Annotated in this window: 6 protein-coding genes; all 6 read right to left on the minus strand. The window is 63.7% G+C overall.

Annotation, left to right across the window (positions count from 1 at the left end):
• Window positions 1-6: 6 nt before the first annotated feature.
• The 6 genes from EG244_RS13505 to EG244_RS13530 all read right to left on the minus strand — a co-directional run bounded on the left by EG244_RS13505 (window position 7) and on the right by EG244_RS13530 (window position 8734).
• A complete protein-coding gene (locus EG244_RS13505; RefSeq protein ID WP_124965520.1) occupies window positions 7-570 on the minus strand; it encodes an invasion associated locus B family protein in 564 nt (187 codons plus the stop codon).
• 32 nt (window positions 571-602) lie between these two features.
• Window positions 603-2114 (minus strand): ShlB/FhaC/HecB family hemolysin secretion/activation protein, encoded by a 1512-nt coding sequence (locus EG244_RS13510; RefSeq protein ID WP_158617310.1) that lies wholly within the window; start codon window positions 2112-2114, stop codon window positions 603-605.
• Window positions 2111-2587, minus strand: a complete 477-nt coding sequence (locus EG244_RS13515; RefSeq protein ID WP_199737969.1) for an invasion associated locus B family protein — start codon at window positions 2585-2587, stop codon at window positions 2111-2113. The genes EG244_RS13510 and EG244_RS13515 overlap by 4 nt, the downstream gene beginning before the upstream one ends.
• 381 nt (window positions 2588-2968) lie before the next feature.
• Window positions 2969-4777, minus strand: a complete 1809-nt coding sequence (locus tag EG244_RS13520) for a response regulator (protein WP_124965523.1) — start codon at window positions 4775-4777, stop codon at window positions 2969-2971.
• A complete protein-coding gene (locus tag EG244_RS13525) occupies window positions 4770-5627 on the minus strand; it encodes a CheR family methyltransferase (protein WP_124965524.1) in 858 nt (285 codons plus the stop codon). The genes EG244_RS13520 and EG244_RS13525 overlap by 8 nt, the downstream gene beginning before the upstream one ends.
• Complete coding sequence (locus EG244_RS13530) at window positions 5624-8734, minus strand: hybrid sensor histidine kinase/response regulator (protein ID WP_124965525.1); 3111 nt, start codon at window positions 8732-8734, stop codon at window positions 5624-5626. The genes EG244_RS13525 and EG244_RS13530 overlap by 4 nt, the downstream gene beginning before the upstream one ends.
• Window positions 8735-9758 lie beyond the last annotated feature (1024 nt).

Consider the following 9758-nt stretch of genomic DNA (forward strand, 5'->3'; position numbering starts at 1 on the left):
AGGGGCTTACTGCGCCTCGTCTTTGGGCAGCTGCGCGCGCAGCGCCGCCACCCCTTCGCTGAAGCGCGACATCTCAACATTCACGATCAGCGGCTCGCCATCGGCGTCCATACGGTAGCCAAAGAGCACCGATTGCGCGCCGCTCAGGGTCTCAAGCTCGGCCTCATCCAGACCGGTCGCCGCTTCACAAACGCCGCCCAGGCAGCGCTGCCAGACCATCTCGCGCTGCGGCAGATCTTCTTTATCCGCAATGCGGTAGACCGCGCCGCCCGGCAGATAGACGCCCTGAGGCACCTGCGCAAAAAGCAGCGCGCCGTCTTTCACCGGCAGCGCCACCAGCCGCACCACCAGCTCACCGCTGTCTTTCAGCGTCAGCTCCTGGGTCAGACGACAAACCGAGCGCTTTACACTAAGGGCTTCGCAATTCACCAGCCAGGAGCCGAAGGCGGTGTAATTCGCCAGATCCTGCACGGGGGCTTCGGTTTTGGCGGTCTCAGCCTGAGCCATGGGCGCAAAGGCCAGGGTGGCGGCCAAGGCGAAGGCAGACAGGCGGGTCAGGGACAGGGTCATCGGGGGTCTCCGGAGATCGTTAAAAGGCCAGGTCAGAAATTCACCGAGATCCCCAGAAGCGCGATGGCGCTGCCGGAGTCGGTGAAGCCGGTGGTGGGCCTGAGCGGCACCCCCACCAGCGCATGCAGGCCGTAACGGCCGTCAAAAGTGAAATTCGCGCCAAAACCGGCGGAGAACAGCCGGTCCGCCGCGGTGGTGCGCGAGCCGATGCTGGCCGAGGTCCGCAAAATCGCAGCATCGGCAAAGACATAGGGCTGAATGGCCAGACGGTTGCCCCCCATCCGCCAGGGATCAAGCTTCACCAGCTGCAGCCGCAGCGCCAGCGCCTCAGGGGCGGCGCGCACATCAGAAGGATAGCCGCGCAGGATCTCGGTGCCGCCGACGCCAAACTGACGCGCCACCGGCAGATGCAGCTTGCTGGCCATCTGACCATCGAGGGCTGCGGTCAGCGCATAGCCTTCTGAGATGCGGCGGTTGGCAAAGCCCGAAAACTGCAGCACGCCGTAGCCGCCATCGGTCAGCGCCCCACCCGCAGATTTGGCCGAACCCGCGCGCAGCCGCGCCGTGCCGCCAAATTCCGTCAGCGGAATGCTGCGGCGATAGCTCAGCTCAGCCGTGATCTCGTTGAGTTTGGTGTCAACGAACTGCACCCCCGCAATCTCGGATTGGGTGCGGTCATGCGTCATGCCAAAGGAGGCATAGAGCGAGCGGTCATGCGCCATCTGCAGCGCAAAACGGTAGCCCAGCGAAAAGCCCGCCGCATCCGAGACCACCCGCGCGCCCGAGAAACTGCCGCCGATCACCTGCGAATTCGAGCCGTGGATCCCAAAGACCAGACGGCCCCCGGCGGTTCCGACCGGACGATCATAGCTGACCGCCGCCGACCAGGCCCCGCTGGTACGGGTGACATTCAGCCCCAGCCGGTCGCGCCAGCCCGTCAGGCTTGCCCATTGCACCGAAGCCTGCAGCCGCTGCCGCCCGGTCTCATCGCGGCCATGGTTGTCGGCCGACAGTGCAAAGCGCAGGTTTTTCGGCTCATTGCCGGTGATGGTGACCCGGGTGCCCGCCGCCTGCGCGCCAGGCGCGAAATCAAGCCCCGGGGCCAGATCATGGCTTTGCGCCAGAACGCGCAACTCACGCTCCAGCCGGGTAAAATCGGGCTTTTCGCCCTCGCGCAGGCTCAGGGCCTGGCGGAAGAACAAAGGATTGGTCGAGCCATTGCCCTTCACCTCCACCTGTTCAATCGCGGCCTCGATAAAATCGACCTTCAGCACGCCGCCGTGGATGTCCTGGGCGGGCAGAACGGCCTCTGCCGTGGGCACGCCTGCGGCCTCATATAGCCCCTGAAGGCGGTGCATCATCTGCTGCAGATCATCAAAAGTGATCGGCCGCGCGGTGTAATCCGCCGTCACCCCGGCAATTTCCGCCGCATTGAGATAGACCGAGGCCGGCGTCTCAATCCGGGTCAGCGTGAACTGCGGCCCGGCGGCAGTGGCGGGCAGTGGCAGCAGAAGGGCAAGCGCAAGAGCGGCTTTGCGGATCATCCCTGGTCTCCTTTGGCGGCGGCGGTGATCCCGGTCAGCGAGACCTGAAGCTCGGCCGGAGGCTCTCCGGCGGCAGGGCGGAAAAGAAGCGAGAGGCTTTTGCCCCTTTGCAGGGCGCGCCATTCCTGCGCCGTCAGCGCGCGGCTGGCCTCGCAGAGCCCGTCGCGGCAGCGCAGATACTGCAGCCGCCGCTCGGTCCCGCCATCAAGGGTGTAGAAAGTGCCCGAGGCCAGATGCACGCCTGCGGGCAAAAGCGCCTGCATCACCGCCTCGTCGCCGCGCAACTGAAAACGCAGGATCGCCAGCGGCTGTTGTGAGGGGCTGAACAGACTTTGCGACAGCACACAGCCGTCCCCCGCCGCTGCGCAGTCGCGCGCCCAGAGAGAGGGCGGATCTGCCACGGCCGGAGCGCCGGGCCAAAGCCCGAGGATCCCGGCGAGAACGGCGGTACGCTGGCCGCTGCAAAACTTCAAAATCACTAAACCTTCAGAAATTCTCCTTCAATCTTAAGGTGTTTTGGGGTGCCGCCGCCATTCCCTCAATCGGGGGAACACTCCCGGCGCTCTTTTTGGAGTGGATCTGAGTGCCCGTCCCGCACATCAGAAAATTATGGGTATTCCATGCAGCATTCGCCTGAGATGGCGCCGTTCAGGGGATCCGCGTGCTACAATCTGTAGCAGAGCCCCCGGACGACTTGTGCCCCACCCGGGCGGGGCACACCGCTGCCCTGACGGAAAAATAAAGGCCCGGGACCGCAGTCCGACAGGCCGGTGAGACGGGGTGAAACCCGTACCAGGCCTGAGGATCTGAGGAGAGAACGGCAGCGGCAGGGTGGCAGAACCCACCCCTGCCCTTCAGGCCGCGGGCGGCATGCAGAAGGTTCGCACGACTTTGATGATGTCGTCCGGGTTCACCGGCTTGATCAGCATCGGCACCTCGGGGAAATCCGCGGGCAGATGCGCGCGGCCATAGCCGGAGACGAAGCAAAAGGGCTTCGCGCCCTCGCGCAGCGCGGCGGCGATGCGGTCCACCGGCTCGCCCATCAGATTGGCGTCCAGAAGGGCGACGTCAAAATCCCCCTGCCCAACGGCGGCGAGCGCATCCGCGACGGTCCGCGCCTCACGCACCACATGCGCACCGGCATCCTCAAGGCTCAGGCGGATGTCCATGGCGACCAGCGGCTCATCTTCGACCACAAGGATGCGGCAGCCACTCAGCGGCTCTGCGGCTGAGGGCTCAGCCCCCGCCTCAGCGGGGAGCGCCTCAGCCACCCCCGCCAGAAGCTCAAATCCGTGATCAATCCGGATGCGCCAGAGCGCCCCTTCCGCCCGCCACTCCACCGTGGCGCGGCTGTCGCCCACCCCGGTCGCGATCAGCGTCGAGCCAAAGCCCTGCCGCGCGGGCGGCGTCACTTCGGGGCCGCCCTGTTCACGCCAGGTCAGCACCAGATCGCCCCCCTCGGGCTTCCAGCTGATCTTTACCCGCCCGCCTGACACCGAAAGCGCGCCATATTTCGCGGCATTGGTGCCCAGCTCATGCAGCACCAGCGCCAGGCGCAGGGTGTTTTCCGGCGAAAGACTGACGGGCGGGCCCAGGCGGTCCAGGCTGTCGCCGGCCAGAGTTCCGGCGGCGATCTGATCGTCGATCAGCTGATCGAGCGAGGCACTCGACCAGGTGACATCCGACAAAATGGAATGCGCCCGCGCCAGCGCATGCAGGCGGCCCGAGAATTTGCGGTTGAACTCCTGCAGATCGACAGAGCTGCGGATGGTCTGGCGCATGATGGCCTGAACATTGGCGAGGGTGTTCTTGATGCGGTGGTTCAACTCACCGACCAGAAGCGAGCGCACCTCTTCGGCGCGGTGCCGCTCGGTCACATCAAGGATCTGCAGCGTCAGCGAAGGGCGGCCAAGCGCCGGATCCACCAGCACCGAGCCGAAGATATCGCAATAGATCTCACCTTCGGGACCGGTGGATTTCATATGCGCCGTGTGACGGGCCAGATCATCGCTGGCCGCCGTCCAGCCCGCCAGCATCGCAAGCGTTGCCGCATCAAAGCAGCCCGTGGCCCCCAGCGGACGGCCCAGTGCTGCGGCCTCGCTGACGCCGAAAAGCCGCGCCGCGCTGTCGTACCAGTTGCGCACCACCAGATCGGCGTCACAGACCACCAGCGCGAGGGGCGAGTTATTGGCATGGGCATGCAGCGAGGCGATGGCCAGATCGCGGTCCCGCGCGATGGAGTGCAACTCATCGCGCTGCCGCTCCAGGGCTTTGGCCTGGCGGGCGAGGCGGTAGAAAACCTCGGCCTTGGAGGTCAGGATGACCGGATCGATCGGCTTGAAAATATAATCCACGCCGCCCGCCTCATAGCCGCGGAACCGCCGCGCTTCGCTGGCATTTTCGGCGGTGACGAAGATGATCGGGATCTCGCGGGTCCGTTCGGCCCCGCGCATCAGCTCGGCCAGTTCATAGCCGTTGATTTCTGGCATCTGCACGTCAACAAAGGCCAGCTGATAATCCTTGAGCAGCATCATTTCCAGCGCCTCGGCGGCGGAATGCGCCATATGCACTTCCAGACCATCGCGGCGCAGCAAAGCCTCCAGTGCGACCATATTCTCGCGCACATCATCCACGAGCAGAAAGCGGATCACACTGTCAGGCATCGGGGCACTCCGTGTTTGCTGTTCTGCGCCAGATGCGCTCATTTTCGCAAAAGGGTGTGAATGCTTTGCCATGAGAGGAAAATCGAAGCGTTTCATGCGCGCCAAGCCCCAGAAAGCCGCCCCGGACCAGCGAGTCGGCAAAAAGGCCCACTGCGCGGTGCTGAAGCGCTTCGTCAAAATAGATCAGAACATTCCGGCACGACACCAGATGCACCTCCGAGAAGACCTGGTCGGTGGCCAGATCATGCTCGGAGAAGACTGTGGCCTGCCGCAGCCGACGGTGAAAAGCCGCGCCACTATAGGCGGCGGTGTAGTAATCCGACAGCGAGGCGCGACCGCCCGCCGCCTGATAATTCGCCGAAAATCCGGCGAGCCGGGAGATGTCATAGACGCCCTGTGCGGCCTTCGCGAGGGCGCGGCGGTTGATCTCGGTGGCGTAAAAAAGAGTGCGGCCCAAAAGCCCCTCTTCTTCAAAAAGGATCGCCAGCGAATACAGCTCTTCGCCATTGGCGCAGCCCGGGATCCAGACCTTCAGCGAGGGAAAGGTTTTCAGATGCGGCACCACCTCTTCGCGCAGCCGCCGGTAATAGGCCGGATCGCGGAAGAGATCGCTGACCTGCACCGTCAGCGCATCGATGATCTGATGGAGCGCACCCGGATCATGCAGCAGCAGCCCCTGCAGTTCCGAGATGGTCGCGCAGCCCAAAGCCTCCCGCGCCACTTCGATGCGGCGCGAGAGCGAGGCCTTTGAATACGAGCGAAAATCATAGTGATACCGCTGGTGCAGCGCCTCAAGAAAAAGCCGCGTCTCAAGTTCCGGAAGGCTTTCTGTCTTCAGCCGCTCTGTCATCGCGACATCCACACCCGCGTCAGCGACAGCAGCTTGTCGACATCCAGCGGCTTGGCGAGATAGTCATTCGCCCCCGCCGCCAGACACTGCGCCTGATCGTCCGCCATGGCTTTGGCGGTCAGCATGATGATCGGCAGACTGCGCCAGCGCTCAAGGCGGCGGATCTCGCGGGTGGCGGTCAGCCCGTCCATCTCGGGCATCATCACATCCATCAGCACCAGATCCACCGGATCGGCCTCACCGACGGCGACTTTTTCAAGGAAATCCAGTGCTTCGCGGCCATTCCGGGCGATTTTCGTCTTCACGCCATGCGGCTCCAGAACGCCATTCAGCGCATAGATATTGCGGATGTCATCTTCGACAATCAGGATCCGCCGCCCTTCAAGCTGCGCGTCGCGGTTCAGCGATGCCACCAGCATTTCGCGCTGGCGGGCGGGCAGATCAGAGACCACCTGATGCAGGAACAGCGTCACCTCATCGATCAGCCGCTCGGGCGATTTGGCACCCTTGATGATGATCGAGCGCGAATAGCGGCGCAGTTTCTGCTCTTCGTGATCGGTCAGGGCGCGGGCGGTATAGACGATCACCGGCGGGAAAGAGGCGGTCTCATCGGTGCTGAGCTGCTCCAGCAGATCAAAGCCCGAGCCATCCGGCAGCGTCATATCCAGCACGATGCAGTCAAAGGTCTCGCGCCGGCAGGCCGCAAGCGCCGCAGCCGAGGTCGAGACGCCATTCACCTCCACCTCCGCAGAGCCGAGCAGCGCTTTCAGCCCGCTGAGCTGTTGGGGATCATCCTCGACAATCAACAGCTTACGCATACTCTGCTCCTGGCGGTGCGAGATGCTTTCCAGCGCCGTGATCAGCGCATCCCGCGCCACGGGTTTCAAGAGATAGCTGACCGCGCCCTGAGCCAGCGCCTCCCGCGTGCGGTCTTCGGCCGAGACAATATGCACCGGAATATGGCGGGTTTCGGCATCGCGCTTCAGCCGGTCCAGCACGGTCATGCCGCTGTGATCGGGCAGACCCACATCCAGCACGATGCCATGGGGCAGATAAAGCTGCGCGGCCCGAATGGCGTCATCCGCGGTCGAGACGACAATGCCGCTGAAGCCCAGTTCGCGCGCCAGATCCAGCAAAAGGCGCGCGAAATTGATGTCATCTTCCACGATCAGCAGCCGCCGCGCCTGGTCTGACAGCGCATCGCGGTCATCGCTGATGCCCGGAACCTCGCCCACGGGGCGGTTCAGCTCGACTTCAGGCATCCGGGCGGAGGGCGGCAGCGGGCGCAGAGGCGGACGCCCAACCGGAGGGGCTGCCGCGACCTCTGCCGGGGGGAGATCTCCCTCAAGGCTGAGGGGCAGATGCAGACGGAAGGTGCTGCCCTGGCCCGGGGCACTTTCAAGGGTGATGCTGCCACCCAGACGCGCCGCCAGATCGCGCGAGATCGACAGACCCAGCCCCGTCCCGCCAAAGCGGCGCGAGATCGAGCCATCGGCCTGGCGGAAGGCATCAAAGACCGCCGCATGATGCTCGGGGGCGATACCGATGCCGGTGTCGCGGACCCAGAAGGTCAGCCCCTCGCCCGTGGCTTCGGTCACCCCTAAGGTGACACCGCCTTTTTGGGTAAACTTCAGCGCATTGGCGATGAAATTGCGTAAAATCTGCTCAAGCCGCGCGCCATCGGTAATCAGCCGCAGCGGCGTTTCCGCCGCCTCAATCGCAAAGACCAGCCCGCGATCTGCGGCTTGCGGGGTGAAAATCCGGCTCAACCGGCGCAGAACATCGCCTGCCGCGACAGGCGCAGGGGTGATTTCAACCTTACCGGCTTCGATCCGCGCAATATCGAGGATATCATTGATCAGCGTCAGCAGATCCTTGCCGGAGCTTTCAATGGTTTCCGCCCATTGGCATTGCTCTTCCGTCAGATTGCCTTTGCGGTTCTCACTCAGCAGACGCGCCATGATCAAAAGCGCATTCAGCGGCGTGCGCAGCTCATGCGACATATTGGCGACGAATTCCGACTTATAGCGGCTTTCGCGGGCCAGCTCTTCCGCCTGATCGGCAAGCTGACGGCGCGAAAGGGCAATGGCGTCGCGCTGCTCCTCCATCTGGGCGGTCTGCTGCTCAAGGAGCGCGTTTTGCTCTTCCAGTTCGGCCTGCTGGTCGCGCAAACGGCCTTCGCTGATCTGCAGCGCGCGGGTCTGCTCTTCCAGCTCGGCATTGGTGGCGGCCATCTCTTCGCCATGTGCGCGCAGCTCTTCGGCCTGCCGCCGGGTTTCTTCCAGAAGTTCGCGCAGCTCTTCGCGGTAGACGGCCGAGCGCAGCTCAAGACCCAGTTTGGCCCCCGCCTGCTCCAGAAGGCTCAACACCCGCTCATCGGGCGCGCGGTCAAAGCCGAATTCAGCAACCCCGTTGATGTGCCCGCCATCAACCAGCGGCACGATCACGGAATGCGCGGCGCTGCCCTGCAAAAGGCCCGAGCCCCAGTTCAGTGCCGCCTCGCCCGGGGCGGACAGCTGCAAAATGCGGTTTTCATCAATCGCGCGGCGCAGATGGCCCGGCGTCCCCTGCCCCGCCTCGCGCGGGGCACCACCCCAGCTGCCAACGGGAGAGAGGCGCTGTTCACTCAGTTCCCACAGCATCGCGGCGCGCGCCGAGGTTTCATCGCCAATCACTTCGAGCCCGCGCGCGGCCAGATCTTCCCGGCTCAGATTGCCCTCAAGCGCCTGCGACAGCCGCACCCTTGCGCGCTGTTCCCAGTCAAGACCCGCCAGCTTCGAGCGGCTGCGGATCATAAAGGTGCCCGCCCCCGCCAGGATCGCCAGAACAAGGCTGGCCAGGCTGCGGTTCAAAACGGCGAGTGAGACGTCGATGCCGCCCGGCCCGAAGTAAGCCCCGCTCGCCAGCAGAACTGCCGCGCCAACAGCCACCGCCCCCGGCAGCCAGATGCAGCGCGAGGCATAGCTGAGCACCATGGCCAGAAAATAAGCGAGCCACAGATTGCGTCCAAGCGGGACGATTACATCCAGAACAAAGGTCACTCCCATAATCGCGAGTGTTGCGAGGATAATCCCGGCGTCAAAGGCGCGGGTTTCGGTATTCTTCATCAATATGGCTGCCCGCTCTGGTAGACTTCAACGCCTGTGGCTCAAAACAGATAAAACGCCCAATGCGAGATCAGGTTCCGCAGGAATTGAGTATAGCCGGCAATGGTTAGTAACATTTTACCGGAGAAGGTCGCTGTTTCAGCAAAACTTAAAGAAGTGAACGGGAGAGCTCCCATCTGCACGAGGACGCATCTGTTCCCCTGAGCTGCTCCGCTGCAAACGGGCAGTGACGGCAGCTACGATCTGACGTTTGCCGATCTCCGGGGATGAGGAGGTCAGGACTGCGGAAACGCAGGAACCATGATGCCGGGTTTAAAGCCCGCGCCGCGCCGGAAGCCGTAAAGGGCGGGCGTGCTGTATCGCAGTTGCAGCCGGATACGGCGTGCATCCGCCGATAATCCCTCAATGGCGCGAGCCATCGCAGCGCCATCGGTCCAGGCCCGGTGCGCCACGGCTCGACGGGGCTGCAGAACTTTTTGAACGCGGAGGCGGATGAAGAAGCGGTTTGGTCGCGGCATACAACGCTCGGGGAGCTGGCTGTTACCAGTGATTTTTTGGTCCGGGACAATACGAGGCCGTGGATCGGCAGGCGAGGCGCAGAATGATTAAGTGAGGCCCTCCATCCTTGCCGATCAGGGCGCCGTGCCGCCTGCTGCCGGTCTCACATGAACCAGTCGGAGCGCCTGAGAAGAGCCTCGGGCTGATGGAGGGGGGGGCACCCCCTTCTATGGGATCCTTTGCAGAAGTCTGAGGGAGCGTGGCCCCGGTGAGGCCGCGCAAGCCCGAAGACGGGATGGCGTGAACCGGAAGCGCATCCTGCGGTTGATGCGGCTCATGCGTTTGAATACCTGTCTGCCAGAAATCCGACACCGGAAAACCAAGGAAAGAGCACAAGACCTGTCCTTGTCTGCCGGGCGGGCTGCGGGCTGATCGCCCCTGCCAGGCCTGGTGCGCCTACATCACCTGCCTTCCAATGCGACTAGGCTCAGGACTCATTTATCATATCCAGAAGATGACGATTGCA

The sequence above is a fragment of the Falsigemmobacter faecalis genome, from assembly GCF_003863335.1.
GTDB lineage: Bacteria > Pseudomonadota > Alphaproteobacteria > Rhodobacterales > Rhodobacteraceae > Wagnerdoeblera > Wagnerdoeblera faecalis.